General features: G+C 70.4%; 19 protein-coding genes. 12 read left to right on the forward strand and 7 right to left on the reverse strand.

The features are described 5' to 3' along the window. Positions 1–103 precede the first annotated feature (103 nt). The 3 genes from ELQ94_RS00695 to ELQ94_RS00705 all read right to left on the reverse strand — a co-directional run bounded on the left by ELQ94_RS00695 (position 104) and on the right by ELQ94_RS00705 (position 3,236). On the reverse strand, positions 104–1,120 hold the full coding sequence (locus tag ELQ94_RS00695) for a LacI family DNA-binding transcriptional regulator (protein ID WP_127046186.1): 1,017 nt from the start codon (positions 1,118–1,120) through the stop codon (positions 104–106). A 216-nt stretch (positions 1,121–1,336) separates the two neighbouring features. Continuing rightward, positions 1,337–2,266 carry an SDR family oxidoreductase gene (locus ELQ94_RS00700; RefSeq protein ID WP_127046188.1) on the reverse strand — a complete coding sequence of 310 codons (930 nt, stop codon included), beginning with the start codon at positions 2,264–2,266 and terminating at the stop codon, positions 1,337–1,339. Positions 2,267–2,393: 127 nt separating this feature from the next. Continuing rightward, a complete protein-coding gene (locus ELQ94_RS00705) occupies positions 2,394–3,236 on the reverse strand; it encodes a helix-turn-helix transcriptional regulator (protein ID WP_127046190.1) in 843 nt (280 codons plus the stop codon). Positions 3,237–3,744: 508 nt separating this feature from the next. On the opposite strand from ELQ94_RS00705, the gene ELQ94_RS00710 reads away from it, so the two are divergent. The 5 genes from ELQ94_RS00710 to ELQ94_RS00730 are packed head-to-tail and all read left to right on the forward strand — an operon-like array spanning position 3,745 to position 10,835. Continuing rightward, positions 3,745–3,834, forward strand: a complete 90-nt coding sequence (locus tag ELQ94_RS00710) for a potassium-transporting ATPase subunit F (RefSeq protein ID WP_127046192.1) — start codon at positions 3,745–3,747, stop codon at positions 3,832–3,834. A 2-nt stretch (positions 3,835–3,836) separates the two neighbouring features. Beyond that, a complete protein-coding gene (gene kdpA / locus ELQ94_RS00715) occupies positions 3,837–5,510 on the forward strand; it encodes a potassium-transporting ATPase subunit KdpA (protein ID WP_127046194.1) in 1,674 nt (557 codons plus the stop codon). 3 nt (positions 5,511–5,513) lie between these two features. Then, on the forward strand, positions 5,514–7,688 hold the full coding sequence (kdpB, locus tag ELQ94_RS00720) for a potassium-transporting ATPase subunit KdpB (protein WP_127046196.1): 2,175 nt from the start codon (positions 5,514–5,516) through the stop codon (positions 7,686–7,688). Between the two features lie 36 nt (positions 7,689–7,724). Further along, complete coding sequence (gene kdpC, locus ELQ94_RS00725) at positions 7,725–8,333, forward strand: potassium-transporting ATPase subunit KdpC (RefSeq protein ID WP_127046198.1); 609 nt, start codon at positions 7,725–7,727, stop codon at positions 8,331–8,333. Between the two features lie 3 nt (positions 8,334–8,336). After that, positions 8,337–10,835, forward strand: a complete 2,499-nt coding sequence (locus tag ELQ94_RS00730; RefSeq protein ID WP_127046200.1) for a DUF4118 domain-containing protein — start codon at positions 8,337–8,339, stop codon at positions 10,833–10,835. 111 nt (positions 10,836–10,946) lie between these two features. Here ELQ94_RS00730 and ELQ94_RS00735 read toward each other — a convergent pair whose 3' ends face one another. Further along, on the reverse strand, positions 10,947–11,987 hold the full coding sequence (locus tag ELQ94_RS00735) for an SDR family oxidoreductase (protein WP_243696838.1): 1,041 nt from the start codon (positions 11,985–11,987) through the stop codon (positions 10,947–10,949). Positions 11,988–12,324: 337 nt separating this feature from the next. Between ELQ94_RS00735 and ELQ94_RS00740 the strand changes: the two genes are divergently transcribed. Continuing rightward, on the forward strand, positions 12,325–13,125 hold the full coding sequence (locus tag ELQ94_RS00740; RefSeq protein ID WP_127046204.1) for an alpha/beta fold hydrolase: 801 nt from the start codon (positions 12,325–12,327) through the stop codon (positions 13,123–13,125). A 196-nt stretch (positions 13,126–13,321) separates the two neighbouring features. Then, entirely contained in the window at positions 13,322–14,227 is a 906-nt protein-coding gene (locus tag ELQ94_RS00745; RefSeq protein ID WP_208007481.1) for a glycoside hydrolase family 16 protein, read from the forward strand. Between the two features lie 136 nt (positions 14,228–14,363). On the opposite strand, the gene ELQ94_RS00750 is transcribed toward ELQ94_RS00745, so the two are convergent. After that, positions 14,364–14,681 (reverse strand): hypothetical protein, encoded by a 318-nt coding sequence (locus tag ELQ94_RS00750; protein WP_127046206.1) that lies wholly within the window; start codon positions 14,679–14,681, stop codon positions 14,364–14,366. A gap of 79 nt (positions 14,682–14,760) precedes the next feature. Further along, positions 14,761–15,216, reverse strand: a complete 456-nt coding sequence (locus ELQ94_RS00755) for a VOC family protein (protein ID WP_127046208.1) — start codon at positions 15,214–15,216, stop codon at positions 14,761–14,763. A 114-nt stretch (positions 15,217–15,330) separates the two neighbouring features. Between ELQ94_RS00755 and ELQ94_RS00760 the strand changes: the two genes are divergently transcribed. From ELQ94_RS00760 to ELQ94_RS00775, 4 genes are all read left to right on the forward strand, one after another. Then, a complete protein-coding gene (locus tag ELQ94_RS00760; protein WP_127046210.1) occupies positions 15,331–16,320 on the forward strand; it encodes a helix-turn-helix transcriptional regulator in 990 nt (329 codons plus the stop codon). 311 nt (positions 16,321–16,631) lie between these two features. Then, positions 16,632–17,525, forward strand: coding sequence for a helix-turn-helix domain-containing protein (locus ELQ94_RS00765; protein ID WP_127046212.1), 894 nt, complete (start codon positions 16,632–16,634; stop codon positions 17,523–17,525). Positions 17,526–17,596: 71 nt separating this feature from the next. Next, positions 17,597–18,259, forward strand: a complete 663-nt coding sequence (locus ELQ94_RS00770; protein ID WP_127046214.1) for an SDR family NAD(P)-dependent oxidoreductase — start codon at positions 17,597–17,599, stop codon at positions 18,257–18,259. Positions 18,260–18,305: 46 nt separating this feature from the next. Further along, a complete protein-coding gene (locus ELQ94_RS00775) occupies positions 18,306–19,370 on the forward strand; it encodes an NAD(P)-dependent alcohol dehydrogenase (RefSeq protein WP_127046216.1) in 1,065 nt (354 codons plus the stop codon). Positions 19,371–19,533: 163 nt separating this feature from the next. Here ELQ94_RS00775 and ELQ94_RS00780 read toward each other — a convergent pair whose 3' ends face one another. After that, the gene (locus ELQ94_RS00780; RefSeq protein ID WP_127046218.1) at positions 19,534–19,743 is read right to left on the reverse strand and encodes a Rossmann-fold NAD(P)-binding domain-containing protein; all 210 of its coding nucleotides are present in this window, start codon (positions 19,741–19,743) and stop codon (positions 19,534–19,536) included. Between ELQ94_RS00780 and ELQ94_RS17175 the strand changes: the two genes are divergently transcribed. Further along, positions 19,742–19,906 carry a hypothetical protein gene (locus ELQ94_RS17175; RefSeq protein ID WP_166404611.1) on the forward strand — a complete coding sequence of 55 codons (165 nt, stop codon included), beginning with the start codon at positions 19,742–19,744 and terminating at the stop codon, positions 19,904–19,906. The two genes, ELQ94_RS00780 and ELQ94_RS17175, sit on opposite strands and share 2 nt — an antisense overlap. Positions 19,907–19,963 lie beyond the last annotated feature (57 nt).

Raw genomic sequence — 19,963 nt, forward strand, 5'->3', positions numbered from 1 at the left:
GGTGCGAGGGTCGGCGGGTGACCGATTCCTCCGGGGGTCTGTGCGGTGGTGTGGTGCGGGTGGTGGTCGGTGAGGTCGAGGGCTCCGTGGGGTCGGGGCGGGGTCAGGGGCGCGGGGCGGCGATGCTGCCCCGGTCGTGGAGCACGGGTGCGATGAGCTCGAGGTGTGCCGGAGCGTCGTCCGCGCGGTTCTCGATGCGCTGGACGAGCTGCTCCACGGCGCGCCGGCCGAGTTCGTCCGCCGCGCTGTCCACAGCCGAGAACGGCAGCGAGAAGGTACGGGCGAAGTCGTCCGAGTAGCGGCCGATGACGGAGAGGTCGTCCGGGGCGGTCATGCCGCGTGCGGCGAGGACGCTCGGGAGGGCGGCGGCCGCGGCCTCGTTGTTGAGGAGCAGGCCGGTGGCGGTGGGGTGCGTGTCGAGGATGCGGTGCAGGTCGGCGCCGATCGCCGGCTGGCTCGACGATCCGAAGTAGGTGTGGAGCGAGACGCCGAGCTCGTCCGCGCGACGGCGGGCGCCGTCGGCGAGGCGCCAGACGTACGCGCCGCCGCGCTCGACGACGTGCTCCGGCTGCGAGACGAGCACGATCTCGCGGTGTCCGAGGCCGTGGAGGGTGTCGATCATGAACGAGCCCGTCGCGTCGAAGTCGAGGTCGAAGACGTCGAGGCCGTCGGGCTCTCCTGGCAGTCCCACGAGGGCCCCTGGCTGGGGCGCCGCGCGGAGGACGGGGAGGCGGGTGTCGCGTTCGGCGACGTTGAGGAGCACGAAGCCATCGACCATCCGGGAGTCGGAGATGCGCTTGAGGGCTGCCGCCCCGTCGTCCTCGGAGACGAGCAGGGTGTCGTAGCCGAGCTCGCGGGCACGGTTCGAGACCCCGAGGATGTACTGGAGCATGGCGGGAGCGAACTCGTCGGAGAGGAAGCGACCGAGCAGGGCGAGTACCCGGGTCTGCGAGGTGGCGAGGGCGCGAGCGCCGGCATTGGGCGTGTAGCCGAGGCTCTCGACGGCCTGCAGTACCTTCAGGCGAACCTCCGGGGAGATGGTCCGCTTCCCGGAGAGCGCGTAGGACGCGGTGCTGCGCGATACGCCCGCTGCGCTGGCGACGTCGCCGATGGTGACCATGGAAGCCTCGTTGCTCGAAGGTTGTGTGTGTCGTTCTGGTGTCGAACCGGTCGTCGACCGAAGTGTCGAACCGGTTCGATTCGAACCGGTTCGATGCTACGTCGAACTCCCCCCGTCGCGCAACCACGAACTTCCGCTCCGCACCCTCCGTGAGGTATCGCAATCTGTTGCCTGCACGGCAGTCTTGCCAGCAGAATGCGACACCTCACGGAGTTCTCAGACGGCGAAGCGGGCGCCGACGAGGCGCTCGGACTCGTCCCAGAGGCGGCGGGCGGCATCCATGTCGCGCAGCGGCGCCCAGAATTCCCGTTCGACCGGGGCGCCGCCGATCACGCGCTTCGGTCCGAAGAACTGGTCGCCGCGGGAGGCCGGACCGGTCGCGGCGAGGAGCGCGGGGAGGGCGGCCGTCTGCGGCGTTCCCGCGACGCCGAGGCGGGAGAGGACGCGGATGACCCGAACCCCGGTCGTGTCACGCTGCCGCCCCAAGCCCGGTTGGGCGGCGAGCAGGTTGGTGGGGGAGACGCCCGGGTGCGACAGGTTGCTCGAGATGCCCCAGCCCTCGGCGCGGCTGCGTGCGTCGAGTTCGCGGGCGAAGAGTCCGACGGCGATCTTCGACTGGGAGTACGCCTTCATGACGTCGTACGAGCGCTCCCAATCGAGGTCGCCCCAGTTCATCTCGCCGCTGCGGGCGGCGACACTCGACTGGTGGGTCACGCGTGCCGCTCCCTCGCGGAGCAGCGGGAGCAGGCCGAGGGTGAGGGCGACGTGCCCGAGGTGGTTCGTGCCGAACTGCAGCTCGAAGCCGTCGGAGGTGGTCTGGCGCGTCGGCGGGGTCATCACTCCGGCGTTGTTGACGAGGAGATGGATCGGTCGGCCCTCGGAGCGCAGTCCGTCCGTGAGGGCGGCGATCGAGTCGAGGGACGAGAGGTCGAGGGCCGGGGACGAGATCCGGGAGCCGGCGACGCGGTCACGGATGCGCTGCGCCGCGGCCTCGCCCTTCGCCGACGAGCGGACCGGCATCACGAGTTCCGCACCCGCCTCGACGAGTCGGGTCGCGATGACATGTCCGATCCCGTCGCTCGCCCCCGTCACGACGGCGAGCTTCCCGGTGAGATCGGGGATGGTGATGTCGATGGTGCGAGGCATGAGGTCTCCTGTCGCTGTGCGACCGTCGGCCGCTCGGTGGGTGTGAGACCCATGTTCCGCGTGTCCGCGATCCGTATTCAGGGCCTGACGATCCACCGTTGGGCAGGCCACCCCTCGCGGGGAACGGTCAGAGGGCCAGGGACTGCGTCCCGATGACGGCGAGCAACTGCAGCTTCTCCGCGCTCTCGCTGCCGGGCACCGCGGTGTAGACGAGCAGGCGGTGCGACTGCTCCGGGTCGAGCAGCGTCTGACATTCCAGCTCCAGCGACCCGACCTCCGGGTGTCGGAACCGCTTGATCTCCGGCGGACGGACGCCCGCCTGGTGCTCGTTCCAGAGCGAGCGGAAGCCCTCGTCCTCCTCCACGAGGAGCGATGCGAGTCGCGCCGCGCGCGAATCCGGTCCCCGCATCGTGACGATCTCCCGGAGCCCGCCGGCATACACGCGGGAGAGGAGGTCGCGCTCGTCGGCGGGATAGGCCTCGCGCAGTGCGGGCTCGGTGAACCACCGGTAGCCGAGGCTGCGAGAGGGCCCGGTGCGCTCCGACGCATCCCCGAGGAGGGCGGTACCGAGTCGCGTCTGCCGGAGAGTCTCGCCGAGCTCCGTGACGATCTCGGCCGGGGTGTCCTCGAGCCGGTCGAGGATGCGGAGGAGTCCGGGGCTCACGTGATCGCTCGCGGCCCCGCGCGGCGGCGGATTGTGACCGGCCAGGCGGAACACGTGGTCGCGCTCGCCGAGGGAGAGGTGCAGTCCCTGCGTGATGGACGCGATCATCTGCTCCGATGGGTGCGGCCCGGTGCCGCGTTCGAGGCGTGCGTAGTAGTCGGTGGACATGTGGCAGAGTGCCGCGACCTCCTCGCGGCGGAGCCCGCTCGTGCGCCGACGCGGTCCTCGCGAGAGGCCCACGTCCTCCGGCTGCAGGGATTCCCGACGGTGTCGCAGGAACGTCGCCAGTCCGTCGCGGTCGATCATGCGTCCCCCTCGTCCGACCGCGCGCTGCGGTCCCCATCTGTTCCTCCCCTGTTCCTACCCCCGTTCTCCCCCGGAAACCAGGACCCGCCGATCCACCCCTCACACACCCCTCATCCATTCCCCGCCCTCACCCCCCCACTCCACCTCCCGCTCCGAGCGGTCGTCGCGCGCTGCAGCGCTCACCAAAACCTGTAGCGCGACGCGCAAGACCTGTGGTGCCGAGCGGGACCGGGGCTACGCGGATCGAGGCGGAGAAGGGCGGGGAGTCCCGCGCGTATCGATGCCGTTAGGGTTCCGGGCGGCGGCGTGAGGATTCCGTTAGGACCGCGATCCGGGGTCGGGCACGGGTGTCTACTCGGTTGCTGTGCCCCCGTCGGGGCGCCCGCATCCCTAGCAGGATGCGCCTACCGCCTCCAGAAGGAGCAACCGTGCTCGACATCGCGTACGTGCTCGGCATCATCGCCGTGTTCGTCCTCGTCGGCCTCGTCGGACGGGGGGTCGAGAAGCTGTGATCGTCTTCTCCCTCGTCGCCGCCGGCCTCGGAATCGCCGCCATCGTGTACCTCGTGTACGCCCTCGTGAAGCCGGAGCGATTCTGACGATGGATGTGCTCTCCTCCGTGCTGCAGTTCGGCACCCTGGCCCTCATCCTCGCGCTCCTCCACCGCCCGCTCGGCGACTACATGGCGCACATCTACACCTCGACGAAGGACCTGCGCGTCGAACGCGGCTTCTACCGCCTCATCGGGGTGGACGCGCGAACCGAGCAGACCTGGCAGTCGTACCTGCGCAGCGTGCTCTGGTTCTCCGCCGTCGGACTCCTGCTGCTGTACCTCCTCCAGCGCGCGCAGGCGATCCTCCCGTTCGCGCTCGGGCTCCCCGCCGTGCCGGAGGGCCTGTCGTTCAACACGGCGGCCTCGTTCGTCGCGAACACCAACTGGCAGTCGTACTCGCCCGAGCTCACGATGGGCTACACGGTGCAGGCCGCCGGCCTCGCGGTGCAGAACTTCGTCTCGGCCGCCGTCGGTCTCGCCGTCGCCGTCGCCCTCGTGCGCGGCTTCGCCCGGAGCCGGACGGGCACGCTCGGCAACTTCTGGGTGGACCTCACGCGCGGAACGCTGCGCCTGCTCCTCCCCATGGCCGTCGTCGCAGGCGTCGTCCTCATGGTGGGCGGGGTCATCCAGAACCTGAACGGCTTCACCGAGGTCACGACCCTCTCGGGTGCGACGCAGACCATCCCGGGCGGACCGGTCGCGTCGCAAGAGGCGATCAAGAACCTCGGAACGAACGGCGGTGGCTTCTTCAACGTCAACGCCGCCCACCCGTTCGAGAACCCGACGGCGTGGACGAGCCTCTTCCAGGTCGTGCTCATGCTCATGATCCCGTTCTCGCTCCCGCGCACCTTCGGCCGCATGGTCGGCGACAAGCGCCAGGGCTACGCGATCCTCTCCGTCATGTCGTTCTTCTACGTCGCGTCGCTCACGATCCTCACGCTGCTCGAACGCGCCGGCGCGGGCACGGCCCCGCAGCTCGCCGGCGGGGCGATGGAGGGCAAGGAGGTGCGTTTCGGCGTCTTCGGCTCGACGCTCTTCGGCACCTCGAGCACCCTCACGTCGACGGGCGCGGTGAACTCGATGCACGACTCGTACACGGCGGTGGGCGGCATGATGCCGATGCTCAACATGATGCTCGGCGAGATCGCCCCCGGCGGTGTCGGGGCCGGCCTCTACGGCATCCTGATCCTCGCCATCATCGCCGTCTTCGTCGCAGGGCTCCTCGTGGGGCGCACCCCCGAGTACCTCGGGAAGAAGATCGGCCCGACCCAGATCAAGCTCGCGAGCCTGTACATCCTCGTGATGCCGACACTCGTGCTCGTGGGCACGGCCCTGAGCTTCGCGATCCCCGGCATCCGAGACGACGTCGAATCGACCTCCATCTGGAATCCCGGCAACCACGGGCTCTCGGAGGTGCTCTACGCGTTCACCTCGGCGGCGAACAACAACGGTTCGGCCTTCGCCGGGCTCACGGCGAACACCCCGTGGTTCAACACCGCGCTCGGTGTCGTGATCCTCCTCGGTCGCTTCCTCCCGATGGCCTTCGTCCTCGCCCTCGCGGGGTCGCTCGCCGCGCAGGACACGGTCCCGGCCACGAGCGGCACCCTGCCGACCCACCGGCCGCTCTTCGTCGGCCTCCTCATCGGTGTGACGGTCATCGTGACCGCGCTCACCTTCTTCCCCGTGCTCGCGCTCGGCCCCCTCGCAGAAGGACTGCTCTAGACCATGACCACAACGACCGCACCCACGTCTCCCCGGGAGCCGGACGAACAGGAGACGGGCCAACAGGAGAAGGCGCAGCGTCCCACGGGCGCGTTCAGCGTCGCGACCCTCATCCAGGCCGTCCCGGGCGCCGCGAAGAAGCTCGATCCTCGATCGATGTGGCGGAACCCCGTCATGTTCATCGTCGAGGTCGGGGCCGTGCTCACGACCGCGATAGCGATCGCGGAACCCTTCCTGGGCGGCCCCGAGTCGTCCGGTGGTTCCGAGATCCCCGCCACGTTCACGTGGGGCATCGCCGTGTGGCTCTGGCTCACGGTGCTCTTCGCGAACCTCGCGGAGTCCGTCGCGGAGGGGCGGGGCAAGGCGCAGGCCGACAGCCTGCGCAAGACCCGCACGAGCACGACGGCCAGCCGGGTGGCGGATTATCAGGCCGCCGCGGACCCGTCAGCCGAGGCCGCGCAGATCGTCGAGCTGTCCTCCGCCGACCTCGCGATGGGAGACGTCGTCGTGGTCGCCGCCGGTGAGCTCGTACCGGGTGACGGCGACATCGTGTGGGGCATCGCCTCGATCGACGAATCCGCCATCACGGGCGAGTCCGCCCCCGTCGTCCGCGAGTCCGGCGGCGACCGCAGCGCCGTGACGGGAGGCACGCGCGTGCTGTCCGACCGGATCGTCGTGCGGATCACGTCGCAGCCCGGCGAGACGTTCGTCGACCGCATGATCGGCCTCGTCGAGGGTGCGTCGCGTCAGAAGACGCCCAACGAGATCGCCCTCAACGTGCTGCTCTCGAGCCTGTCGATCGTCTTCGTCGTGGTCACCCTCACGATCAACCCGATCGCCTCGTACGTGGGTGCCGCAGCGAGCGTGCCCGTGCTCATCGCGCTCCTCGTCTGCCTCATCCCCACGACGATCGGCGCCCTGCTCTCCGCGATCGGCATCGCCGGCATGGACCGACTGGTGCAGCGCAACGTGCTCGCGATGTCGGGCCGGGCCGTCGAGGCCGCAGGAGACGTCACGACCCTGCTGCTCGACAAGACGGGCACCATCACCTACGGCAACCGTCAGGCGGCGGACTTCGTCGCCGTGGGCGGGGCGGACGAGACGGAACTGATCCGCGCCGCGGCACTCTCGTCGCTCGCCGATCCCACCCCGGAGGGGAAGTCGATCGTCGACCTCGCGATCTCTCGCGGTGTGGACGTGGGAACGTCGGCCCCCGGCGAGATCGTCCCGTTCACGGCGCAGACGCGCATGTCGGGACTCGACGAGCCGGACGGCACCCGCATCCGGAAGGGTGCGTCGGCCGCGATGATCGCGTGGATCGCGGAGAGCGGCCGTGCGCCGAGCAGCGTGCTCGCCGATCTCGACGAGTGCGTGGAGCGCATCTCCCAGAGCGGCGGCACCCCGCTCGTCGTCGCGACGACCGCGCCGGACGGCGCCGGCCGGATCCTCGGCGTGGTGCACCTGAAGGACGTCGTCAAGGATGGACTGAAGGAACGCTTCGCCGAACTGCGGTCGATGGGCATCCGCACCGTCATGATCACGGGCGACAACCCGCTCACGGCGAAGGCGATCGCCGCGGAGGCCGGAGTCGACGACTTCCTCGCCGAGGCGACGCCCGAGGACAAGATGGAACTGATCAAGAAGGAGCAAGCGGGCGGCAACCTCGTCGCCATGACGGGCGACGGCACGAACGACGCCCCGGCCCTCGCGCAGGCCGACGTGGGGGTGGCGATGAACACGGGCACGTCGGCGGCGAAGGAGGCCGGCAACATGGTCGACCTCGACTCCGACCCGACGAAGCTCATCGACATCGTCGCGATCGGCAAGCAGCTGCTCATCACACGCGGCGCCCTCACGACGTTCTCGATCGCCAACGACATCGCGAAGTACTTCGCGATCATCCCGGCGATGTTCATCGGCGTGTTCCCCGGCCTCGGCGTGCTCAACATCATGGGCCTGCACTCCCCGGCCTCCGCTGTGCTCTCGGCGATCGTCTTCAACGCGATCGTGATCGTCGTGCTCATCCCGCTCGCCCTCCGGGGCGTGAGATACCGCCCGCTGAGCGCGTCGCGCGTGCTCGGGCGGAACCTGCTCGTCTACGGCCTCGGCGGCGTCATCGCCCCCTTCATCGGCATCAAGCTGATCGACCTCGTCGTCAGCCTCATCCCCGGATTCTGATCCGGCAGCGACAGAACCAGAGAGAAGAGAAAGATCATGAGTGCACCACGCAGCAGTCTCCGGACCGCCGGGGTCGCCGTCCGAGCGATGCTCGTCCTCACCGTCGTGCTGGGCATCGGCTACCCGCTCGCCCTCCTCGGAGCCGGCCAGCTCGCCCTGCCGGCGCAGGCGAACGGATCCGTCGTCTCCGTCGACGGGGAGCCGGTGGGATCGGCCCTCATCGGCCAGTCCTTCGCGGACGCCGACGGGAACCCGCTCCCCAAGTGGTTCCAGCCCCGCCCGTCCGCCGCGGGTGACGGCTACGACGGCGGCGCGTCGAGCGGCTCCAACCTGGGGCCGGAGAACGCGGACCTCATCGCCGCGATCGAGGAGCGCCGTGCGCAGGTCGCGGAGTTCGACGGGGTCGACCCCGACGAGGTCCCCGTGGACGCCGTCACGGCGTCGGGCTCCGGCCTCGACCCCCACATCAGCCCCGTGTACGCGCTGCTGCAGGTGGACCGGGTCGCGCAGGAGCGGGGCCTCGCCCCGGACGATGTCCGCGCGCTCGTGGAGTCGGCGATCGAGGCGCCCGACGCCGGGTACCTCGGCGACAGCCGGGTCAACGTGCTGCGACTCAACGTCGCGCTCCAGGAACTGGACGGCTGACCGATGCGACGAGGGCGGCTGCGGGTGCTGCTCGGCGCCGCTCCCGGCGTCGGCAAGACGTACACGATGCTCGAGGAGGGCAAGCGGCTCGCCGGTGAGGGGGTCGACGTGGTCGTCGCCGTCGTGGAGACCCACGGCCGCGCGGCCACGACGGCGATGACCGATGGGCTCGAGATCGTGCCGCGTGCCGTCGTCGTGCACCGGGGCGTCGAGCTCACGGAGATGGACCTCGCGGCGGTCGTCGCGCGCCGGCCGGACCTCGCGCTCGTGGACGAGCTCGCGCACACGAACGCGCCCGGTTCGGCGCAGGAGAAGCGGTGGCAGGACGTCACGAGCCTGCTCGAGGCCGGGATCGACGTGATCTCCACCGTCAACATCCAGCACATCGAGTCCCTCAACGACGTGGTGCAGCAGATCACCGGTGTGCCGCAGCGGGAGACCATCCCCGACCACGTCCTGCGGGCGGCCGACCAGATCGAGGTCGTCGACCTCGCGCCCGAGGCCCTCCGGGATCGGCTCGCCGGGGGACGGGTCTACCCGGCCGAGCGCATCGACGCCGCCCTGTCGAACTACTTCCGGCTCGGCAACCTCACGGCGCTGCGCGAACTCGCGCTCCTCTGGCTCGCCGACGAGGTCGACAACGCCCTCAAGGACTACCGCGCGGAGCACGGAATAGACCGCAAGTGGGAGGCGCGGGAGCGCGTCGTCGTCACGCTCACGGGTGGTGTCGAGGGGGAGACGCTGCTGCGCCGCGGGGCACGGATCGCCGCGCGATCGGCGGGAGGCGAGCTCCTCGCCGTGCACATCACGAGCCAGGACGGGCTCCGGAGTGCCGATCCCGACGCCCTCGCCCAGCAGCGCGCTCTCGTCGAGAAGCTCGGCGGTACCTACCACCAGGTCGTCGGCGACGACGTGCCGCGCGCCCTCGTCGACTTCGCCCGCAGCGTCAACGCCACACAGCTCGTCATCGGCGTGAGCCGACGCAGCCGTCTGGCCGCCGCCCTCACGGGCCCCGGTATCGGCGCGACCGTGACGCGCGAGGCCGGCGCGATCGACGTGCACATCGTCAACCACGAGGCCGCCGGCGGCCGCTTCGCCCTGCCGCGGCTGGGCGGCGCCCTCACGATCCGCCGCCGGATCGCCGGTCTCGCACTCGCCCTCGTGGCCGGGCCTCTGCTGACCTGGATCCTCGTGGGGTTCCGCAGCGAGGACTCGATCACGAGCGACGTGCTGAGCTACCAGCTCCTCGTGATCGTCGTCGCCCTCGTCGGCGGCATCTGGCCCGCGCTCTTCGCGGCGCTCCTCTCGGGCCTCACCCTCGACTTCTTCTTCGTCGAACCGTTCTACACCGTGACGGTCGACGAGCCGCTGCACCTGTTCGCCCTCGTCCTCTACGTGCTCAACGCGGCTCTCGTGAGCGTCGTCGTCGATCAGGCCGCCCGGCGCAGCCGCGTCGCGCAGCGGGCTGCGGCCGAGTCGGAGCTGCTCGCGACCGTTTCGGGCAGCGTGCTCCGCGGCGAGGGTGCGGTGCAGGCGCTCGTCAGCCGTACGCGGGAATCGTTCGGCCTCACGGGAGTGCGCCTCGTGGCGGGGGAGCAGGTGCTCGCGCGCGACGGCGAACCGCGTCCCGACGACGCCTTCACGGCCGTGCCCATCGGATCGCGCGCCGTGCTCGAGCTCCACGGCGCCGATCTCGAGGCGTCCGAGCGACGGCTGCTCTCCGTCATCGCCGCGCAGGTGGAGGCGGCGCTCGAGCACTCCGATCTCTCGGCGACCGCTGGCCGGATCGGCCCCCTCACGGAGAGCGACCGCGTGCGCACGGCCCTCCTCTCGGCCGTCGGGCACGACCTCCGCCGCCCGCTCACGGCCGCGACCGCCGCGATCAGCGGACTGCGCGCGCCCGACGTGCAGTGGAGCGACGGCGATCGGGAGGAACTGCTCGCGACGGCGGAGGAGAGCCTCACGGCGCTCGCCGCGCTCGTCACAGACCTCCTCGACGTGAGCCGGCTCGAGGCCGGGGTCCTCGCCGTCTCGCTCCGCGCCGTGGACGCGGAGGACGTGATCCTGCCCGTGCTCGACGAGCTTGGCCTCGGTCCGGCCGACGTCGAACTCGACCTCGACGCCGATCTCTCGCCGCTCGTCGCCGATCCCGTGCTGCTCGGCCGCGTCGTCGTCAACGTGCTCGACAACGCCCGGCGCTTCGCTCCTCCCGGCACGCGTGTGCGCATCTCCACGAGCAGCTTCGGCGGCCGGGCGGAGATCCGGATCGCGGATCACGGGCCGGGCATCGCCCCGGAACGGCTCGCCGAGGTGTTCGTCCCGTTCCAGCGGCTCGGCGACACCGACAACCTCACGGGACTCGGCCTGGGCCTCGCCCTCTCCAAGGGATTCATGGAGGGGATGGGCGGACGCCTCGACACCGAGGACACGCCGGGTGGCGGTCTCACGATGGTGATCGACGTGCCGTTGGCGTCCGGCGCCGATGCGCCCGAGGCGCGGTAGCCCTCCCGCCCCGAGCGCTACAGTCAGCCGAGCGCTCCACGAGTTCGTGGAGCGCTCGGCTGACGGTGTAGCGCTCAGTGGCCGGGTGGCCGGGTCTTCGGCCCTGCCGTTCTACGGGATGAGGCGCTCGGCGCGGTAGCGGTCGAAGAGCGCGGTGAACGAGTCCACCGTGCGGTGGTGCGTCGTGAAGCCGGCGAGGCGGGACTTGCTGATGTCGGTCACGACCTCGATCTCGCGGCCGAGGTCCGCGTCGGTGTGCCACCACGAGGCGAGCCGGCCGAGGTCGGGCTCCACGAGTCCGTGTTCGCTCACGAGCCGCTGCCAGACGTCGTCCGCTCCGGCCATCTGCTGCTCGAGCGGCTGCGGCACCTCGCTCGGGCCGACCGGCTCGACGCCGAAGTGCTCCGCGATGCGCGACCACATCCAGCGCCAGCGGAACACGTCGCCGTTGACGACGTTGAAGGCCTCGTTGCGGCCGGCCTCCGTCGTACCCGCCCACACCATCTGATCGGCGAGCACGGTCGCGTCGGTCATGTCGGTGAGGCCGTTCCACTGTGTGAGCGAACCGGGGAAGACGAAGGGCGTGCCCTGCGCGCGGCTGATCGAGGCGGCGACGGCGAGCGTCAGCCCCATGTTCATCGCGTTGCCGACGGCGTGGCCGATCACGGTGTGCGAGCGGTGCACGGACCACGCGAAGCCGTCGCGCTCGGCGGCCGCGAAGAGCTCGTCCTCCTGTGCGTAGTAGAAGTTGGGGGCGTCGAGCCGGGCCTCCTCCTCGTGGAACGGGGTGTCGGGCATGTTCCCCTGGCCGTAGGCCTCGAATGGACCGAGGTAGTGCTTGAGTCCGGTGACGAGCGCGACGTGCTCGAGCGGCGCGTGTGACAGGGCGGCGAGGAGGTCGCGCACCATGCCACCGTTGACGGCGATGTTCTCCTCCTCCGTCTCCTGGCGGGACCAGGCGGTGAAGAAGACGTGCGTGGGGCGTTCGTCGGCGAGGGCGCTCGCGAGGCTGTCGGCGGAGCGGAGGTCGGCCGAGAGCGCGCGAACACCGGGTCGCTCCGCGATCGGCCGGCGGGACAACGCGGCGACGGGCCAGCCCTGCGCGGAGAGGAGGTCGACGAGCGCGGAGCCGCCGATCCCGGTCGCGCCCACGACGAGGGCGCTGCGTGCGGCGTCCCCGCGGCTCGTGTCACCGCGCGTGGTGTCGACGCGCGTGGCGTCGCTGGGGGCGGAGGACTGGGGGGATTCGCTGAAAAGGCTCACTTTCCCCCCAACGCACCCCGCCCTCCCGAATTCCCCGCCCCTTCCATCCCCGCATTTGCGCACGCAACTGCGTTCCGCGGGTGAAATTTCAGCCGCAGATGGGAGTTGCGTGCGCGCATGCGCCGTGATGCTCGGCGAGGGGTGTCGCGGGGGCATGACGGAACCGGGCACGATGGTCATGCGCTGATCTCCCCAATCATCCATCGAGCGACGGACGAACCAATCCATGACGACACCTCTCTCCGATCTGACACAGATGCCCGACCCGCAGGTCGTGATGTCGGCCGACGGCTTCCGGATCGCGACCTACTCGTGGGGTCACGACACGGATCCGACGGTCGTGCTGGTTCACGGCTTCGCGTCGAGTACTCGTGACAACTGGGTCAACACCGGCTGGGTGCGCGATCTTCAGCGCGCCGGCTTCCGCGTCCTGGCACTCGACCAGCGCGGACACGGTCAATCCGACAAGCCTCTCGACCCCCACGACTACGAGCTCCCCGTCCTCGCTCGCGACGTCGAGAACGTCATGGACACCTACCTGGTCGACTCGGCGTCCTACGTGGGCTACTCGCTCGGTGCGCGCGTGGGGTGGGAGGTCGCGAAGGACCTCCAGGATCGGCTCACGAAGATCGTCCTGGGCGGAGTGCCCGACGGTGTACCCCTCGGGCGGCTCGACCTGGGTCAGGTCCGAGCGCTCGTCGACCACGGAACACCGGTCACCGACAAGGCCACCATGAACTACCTCCAGCTCATGGAACGGGTCGCGGGCAACGACGTTCGCGCGCTCCTCGCGATCGCGGGTGGAATGCGCGCGTCCGGTGCGGCCGACCCCGACCCGGCACACGCTCCGGAGCAGGAGATCCTGTTCGCCACCGGTTCACTCGACGGGATCATCGAGGGCTCGCGTGCGCTCGCCGCCGCCTCCCCTCGCGGCCGGTTCATCGAGATCCCCGACCGGCACCATTTCAACGCGCCCGGCTCTCGCGACTTCCGCCGGCTCGCGCTGGAGTTCCTGGCGGAGGACTGATCCCGTTCCGCTTCTCCTGGAGAGAGAGCGGTCCTGCGCGGGGCTCCGTGACGTCGGCCTCGCCGTCGGGGATGCGCTTCCGTGAGGCGCGGATTCAGGCGGTGATGGCCGACACGAGCGCGATCCCGTCCGTTCGAACATCGCAGCAACCCGTCGTGATCGCAGCCGTCGCCCCGGGTCGCAGTAGCGTGAGGGAGTGACGGTGACGAAACGACGGTGGGCCGGGGGAGCGACGGCTCTGCTGCTGGCGGCGACGCTCGCGGGGTGCGCATCCGCCTCGCCGAACTCGGAGCCCGACTCGAACGCGACTTCCTCCGACACGGCCGCTCCCGACACGATCCTCTGGGCGGACGAGTTCGACGGCCCGGCGGGGCAGCGACCGGACGACGCGGTATGGGTGGCCGAGATCGGCAACCGCGACGACGAGGGCTGGGGCAACGACGAGCTGCAGTACTACACCGACGCCCCCGAGAACGCCTCCCTCGACGGGGACGGTCACCTCGTGATCGCGGCCCTCCCGGCGGCGGACGGCGAAGATCTCCCGTGCTTCACCGTGCCGTCGTGCCCGTACACGTCCGCCCGGCTCACGACGGCGGGGACGGTCGCGCTCCGGACCGGTCGCGTCGAGGTGCGGGCGCGCATCCCGAACGGCACCGGCCTCCTCCCCGCCATCTGGATGCTCGGCGACAACGGCGAGATCTGGCCGGCGCAGGGCGAGATCGATATCGCAGAAGTCGTCGGCGGCGAGCCCGACACCGTCTACGGCACGGCGCACGGCCCCACGTACTTCAACGAGAACGGCATCGGTGCGGCTCTCGAACTCGATGAGGCCTCCGGCGACGACTTCCACGTGTACGCCGTCGACAAGCAGCGGGACGCCATCACGTGGTCCGTCGACGGAGTGGACTACCTCACCCTCACGCCGGAGGACCTCCCCGCGCCCGACGACTGGGTCTTCGAGCAGGACATGCACCTGCTCCTCAACGTCGCCGTCGGGGGCGACTGGCCGGGGAGCCCGGACGAGACGACGGCGTTCCCCGCGGAGATGGCGGTGGACTACGTCCGGATGACGGGCGAGGGAACGCTGACACCGGCGGGCTGACGCCGGCGAGCTCCACGTCACCCCGGGCGTCGCTGCGTACGCAACGCCGTTCCGCGGGTGGAATTCGACCCGCGGAACGTTGTTGCGCACGCAAAACTGCGGGGTCGTGGAGAGGGGCTGGGGAGTGCCCGGCCGGTCAGGCCGTGAGGACCGCCGCGGCCAGCCCGATGGCGGACAGGACGAAGAGGGACAGGCTCGCGAGAGAGGCGGTCGTGCGCCTGCCCCTCGGCAGCGCGAGGGGCAGGACGAGGGCGGCGACGAGGCCGGCCATCACCGCGACGACGGCGCCGAAGATCAGGCCGTAGCCGTGCATGTCGACCTCGGGTGGCCCGAACCGGCTGCGGAGGGCGACCCAGGCCGTCGCCAGGAAGAGGGCGGCCGCCAGTCCGCCGATCATCGCGGCCATCACCCGAGCGGCGGTGGCTCCGGCGGTCGGACGAGGGTCGGGGGTCATGCCGTCACTCTAGGCGCGCCGGGTCCGGGGGCGTGGGGACCGACGCGCCTCGCTCAGGGAAGCGTCCGGTCGAGTGGCGTCAGTCGCGCGGGGCGACCACGCTCACGCTCCACGTGACGCCGAAGCGGTCCGTGAGCATCCCGAAACCGGCGGACCAGGCCGAGGCGGCGAGGGGCTCTACGATGATGGCGCCGTCGACGAGCGCGTCCCAGTAGGTGCTGACCTCTTCGAGCGTCTCGCCACCCAACGAGACGAAGAACGGCTCGTCCGTGATGGTGGTCCCATTCTCGCGTCGTGTCGTCCCGGCGGGACGGGGCTCGTCGCTCCCCGGGATGTCGTACGCCATGACGGAGAAGCCGTTCGGCGCCACGACGAGACCGAACACGACCTTGTCGGTGTCGGGCAGCCCGGCCGGCATGCCGAAATCACCGTAGGTGGAGATCGTGGTGTGGCCGCCGAAGGCCTGTGCGTAGAACTCGAGCGCTGCGCGCGCCGTGCCGGTGAAGTTCAGGTGGGTGGTGACGGTGACGGACATGGTGTCTCCTTGCGTGATGCGCCGGTCGGCGTGGCCCCCGTCGGTCCGGGGCTGAGACCAGAGTCACAGTGGTTCCGGACAGGGAACGTCCGGTATCTGCGCGATGATCGGAACATGCCCGTCTCCGATTCGCCGTCGACCTCGCGTCGCCTGCTCGCGCTGCTGTCCCTCCTGCAGGCGCGGCGCGACTGGCCGGCGCCCGCGCTCGCCCGGCGGCTCGACGTGAGCGAGCGGACCGTGCGACGCGACATCGAGCGCCTCCGCGACCTCGACTACACGATCGACTCCACGCGCGGACCGGATGGTGGATATCGGCTGCAGGCCGGTTCGCAGCTCCCTCCGCTCGTGTTCGACGATGAACAAGCCGTGGCGATCGCGCTGGCGCTCCGCACCGCCTCCTCCCTCGGCGTCGATATGGAGGAAGCCGCCGCACGTGCGCTCGGAACGGTGACGCGGCTCATGCCGTCGCGGCTCGCGAACCGCATCGAGAACCTCGAGGCCGCGTCGTCGGGCGACCGCGGGAGGGTGGTCGTCGATCCCGGCGTCCTGCTGCGCATCGGGGAAGCGATCCGTGTCGGCGAGGAGCTGCGGTTCGACTACGCCTCCCCGGGATCGGACCCGGTGGGCGAGGATGCGCCGGCGCCTCGCCGGAACGAGCCGCACCACCTCCTCCTGCATGCCGGACGCTGGTACCTCATCGGCTATTCACCGGAGAAGGCGGAGTGGCGCATCTATCGCGTCGACCGCATCACGCCGCGGAGCCACAGTGGGCGCCGGTTCGAGCCGCGCACCGTCCCCGGTGGGGACCCAGCACGTTTCCTCGCCGCGCGCTTCAAGGGATCCACCGGTGCGGACACGTGGGCGTGCTGGGGCGAGGCCACGCTCGACGTGCCGCTCGCCGCGGTGGCTCCGTACCTCGCCGACGGATCCGCCGAGGCGCTCGCCGCGAATCGCTGCCGCGTGCGGCTCGGGTCCTGGTCGTGGGGCAGCCTCGCGGCTGCGTTCCTCCGCTTCGAGGCCGACGTCGCCGAGGCGGAACCCGCGGCTCTTCGGGCCGCCTTCGCGACCCTCGCCGAGCGCGCACGCTCCGCGTCCCGACCCTGATCCGGAGGACGGCGCCGAGGAAACGAGGTCGCCGCGCGAAACGCTCTGCTCAACTGAGACGGAAGCGCGCCGGCCCCGAGTGCGCACGTCGTCCGTCGACGTCGTGAGGTGCAGAAATTGGTGAGCGCTGCAGGAATTGCTGCAGCGTTCACCAAGAACTGCAGCGTGACGCGCACGAACTGCAACGCTCACGGCTCCGCGTGAAACGGCATCGGCGCTGCGGGCGGGTGGCTGCGGCACGACCCGTACCCCGCCGAGGGGTGTCCCGCGAGGGTCTCCCTCCGTCCGCGCGCCGGACGTAGCCTTCCGTTATGGACAATCGAGACGAGGTGCGGGAGTTCCTCATGTCGCGCCGCGCGAAGATGACGCCGGAGGACGCCGGGCTCCCCTCCGGGCCGAATCGTCGCGTGTCGGGTCTCCGCCGCTCCGAAGTCGCGATGCTTGCGGGGGTCAGCGTCGAGTACTACTCGCGGCTCGAGCGCGGTTCCATCGCGGGAGCGTCGTCGTCGGTCCTCGATGCGATCGCCCGGGCCCTGCAGCTGGACGAGCCCGAGACCGCCCACCTCTACGACCTCGCCCGCACCGCCGATGGGACGCCGATGTCGGGTCGTCCCCGCCGGCGGGCGAGCAGTCAGCCGGCCGCGCGTCCGAGCCTCCAGTGGGCGCTCGAGGCCGTCACCGACGGCGTGGCGTTCGTCCGCAACTCCCGCCAGGACCTCGTCGCGACGAACGCCCTCGCCCGCGCCTTCTACTCCCCGCTCATCGGTGACGGAGGGCGCACCCCGAACCTCGCGCGCTTCCAGTTCCTCGACCCGGCGTCGCGCGACTTCTACCCCGACTGGGATGTCTTCGCGGAGATGTGCGTCGGGGTCATGCGCGCCGAAGCGGGCCGGGACCCCCATGACAAGGCGCTACAGGACCTCGTCGGCGAGCTGTCCACGCAGAGCGAGACCTTCCGCCGATTGTGGGGTGCGCACGATGTGCGGCGCCACGGTGCGGGAACGAAGCACTTCATACACCCCGTCGTCGGCGACGTGACCTTCGCCTACGAGGAGCTCGCGATCACAGCGGAACCCGGGCTCGTCATGCTCGTGTACACGGCCGAGCCGGGATCACCGTCGGCGGAGCGGCTCCGGCTGCTCGCGAGCTGGGCGGCCACGCACGGAACGCCGGCGGTCTCCGTCCGCACGGACTCTGCGCGCTGAACGCACCACCATTCCGTCCGCTCGTCACCGACGGGCGCCACACGTATGCACACCGATCGAAGGACAGAAACATGACCACCATCGCCATCATCGGAGCGGGCAAGGGCCTCGGCCTCTCGGTCGCCCGCCGCTTCGGCCGCGAGGGCTTCTCCGTCGCCCTCATCGCCCGCAACCAGCAGCGTCTCGACGACCTCGCTGCGACCCTCGAATCGGAGGGCGTGAGCGCCGCCGGCTTCACCGCGAACGTGCGCGACGCCGCGTCGCTCACGGCCGCGCTCGAGGCCGCCACCGCGGCGCTCGGGCCCATCGAGGTGCTGCAGTACAGCCCGCTGCCCGCCAAGGAGTTCATGCGGAACGTGCTCGAGACGTCCGTCGCCGATCTCATCGGCCCGGTCGAGTTCTCCATCTATGGTCCCGTCACCGCTGCGCGCCACGTCATCCCCGGCATGCGCGTACTCGGCCAGGGAACGATCCTGTTCGTGAACGGCGCGAGCGCCGTTCGTCCCGGCGGGAAGGTCACGGGCACCTCCGTCGCCTTCGCCGGCGAGAGCGCCTACGCGCAGCTCCTGCACGACGCCGTCGCCGACGATAACATCCACGTCGGGCAGCTCATCATCCCGCTCGGCATCGGCGGGGGAGACCCCGACCACGAGCCCGAGTCGATCGCCGAGACGCTCTGGAGCATCCACTCCGAGCGCGGCGAGTTCCGCACCTACGTCGCGCCCGTCGACTGACCGCAGACCCATCCTTCTCACCCCACCCGATCCCACAAGGAGACACATGCTCACCGTCAACGCCTACGCCGCCCCCTCCGCCACCGAGCCCCTCGTCCCCACGACCATCGAGCGCCGCGACGTCGGCCCGAAGGACGTGCTCATCGCCATCCGCTACGCCGGCGTCTGCCACTCCGACATCCACACCGTGCGCGGCGACTGGGGTCCTATCGCCTACCCGCAGGTCGTCGGCCACGAGATCGTCGGAGAGGTCGTCGAGGTCGGCTCCGACGCCGCGAAGTACGCCGTGGGCGACCGCGTCGGCGTCGGCTGCATGGTCAACTCGTGCCGCGAGTGCGAGAACTGCCTCGCCGGCATGGAGAACTACTGCCTGAAGGGCAACACCGGCACCTACGCGAGCACCGACCGCGACGGCACCATCACGCAGGGCGGCTACTCCACCCATGTGGTCGTGGACGAGGACTTCGTGCTCCGCGTTCCCGAGGCGATCCCCTACGAGGCCGCCGCCCCGCTCCTCTGCGCCGGCATCACGACCTACTCCCCGCTCGCCCACTGGAACGCGGGCCCCGGCAAGCGCGTCGCCGTCGTCGGCATGGGTGGCCTCGGCCACCTCGGTGTGAAGATCGCCCACGCCATGGGCGCCGAGGTCACCGTGCTCTCGCAGTCCCTCTCGAAGGAGGAGGACGGCAAGCGATTCGGAGCCGACAACTACTACGCGACGAGCGACGAGGAGACCTTCGAAACGCTCGCGAATCACTTCGACCTCATCCTCAACACGGTGAGCGCGAAGCTCGACCTGTCGAAGTACCTCGGTCTGCTCCGTCTCGACGGTGCACTCGTGAACGTCGGTGCGCCGGCCGAGCCGCTGCCGATCCAGGTGTTCTCGTTGTTCCGCAACCGGCTCTCGTTCGCCGGCTCGGGCATCGGCTCGATCGGTGAGACGCAGGAGATGCTCGACTTCTGCGCCGAGCACGGCATCGCCCCGGAGATCGAGATGATCGCCGCCGACGAGATCAACGAGGCCTACGAGCGTGTGCTGAAGAGCGACGTGCGCTATCGCTTCGTCATCGACACGAAGACGCTCGAGACGGAAACCGCCCCCGCCGCCTGACCCGGCGTGCCATCCGCCCACCACCCCGTGGGTCTTGCGTACGCAACTGCCGACCGCGGGTGAAGTTTCACCCGCGGTCGGCAGTTGCGTACGCAGAGGCTGGGTCGGAGGCGCAGCGGATCAGCGCAGGCCACGCGGAGCGGCCCGACGCGTCGGGTGCGGGTCACCTACCGAGCGCCACACCCGTGTGCGCGTCGAGCGCCTCGAGGAGCTCGTCCTGGAACGTCTCGTCGTGTGTCGATGCGTGAGGAGTGCGCTGCGCGCGGTGGTACCAGTACGCCGATCCGTCGGTCTGCGGATCGTCTCCCGCGGCGAGCCAGGCCTGGGTCTCGTGGCCGGCCGTGAGGTCGTCGGACGCCCCGGGGCCGCCCATGGCGGTCGGGACCCAACTCGCGATCTTTGCAGGAGGGGTGCTCGGTGCCGTCCTGATCGGGGCGCTCGACGGGCTCGTCCTCCCGGTTGTGATGATCGTGCTGAGTGCCGTCGCGCTCCTTCTGGTCATCGCGGGACGGCGGACGGCTTTCGTGGCTCGCTGACAGGGACGCGCGTGGAAGTCCTCGCGGCCGTCCGAGGTTTTGCGTACGCAACTGCCG

This window comes from Labedella endophytica, assembly GCF_003990045.1.
Lineage (GTDB): Bacteria > Actinomycetota > Actinomycetes > Actinomycetales > Microbacteriaceae > Labedella > Labedella endophytica.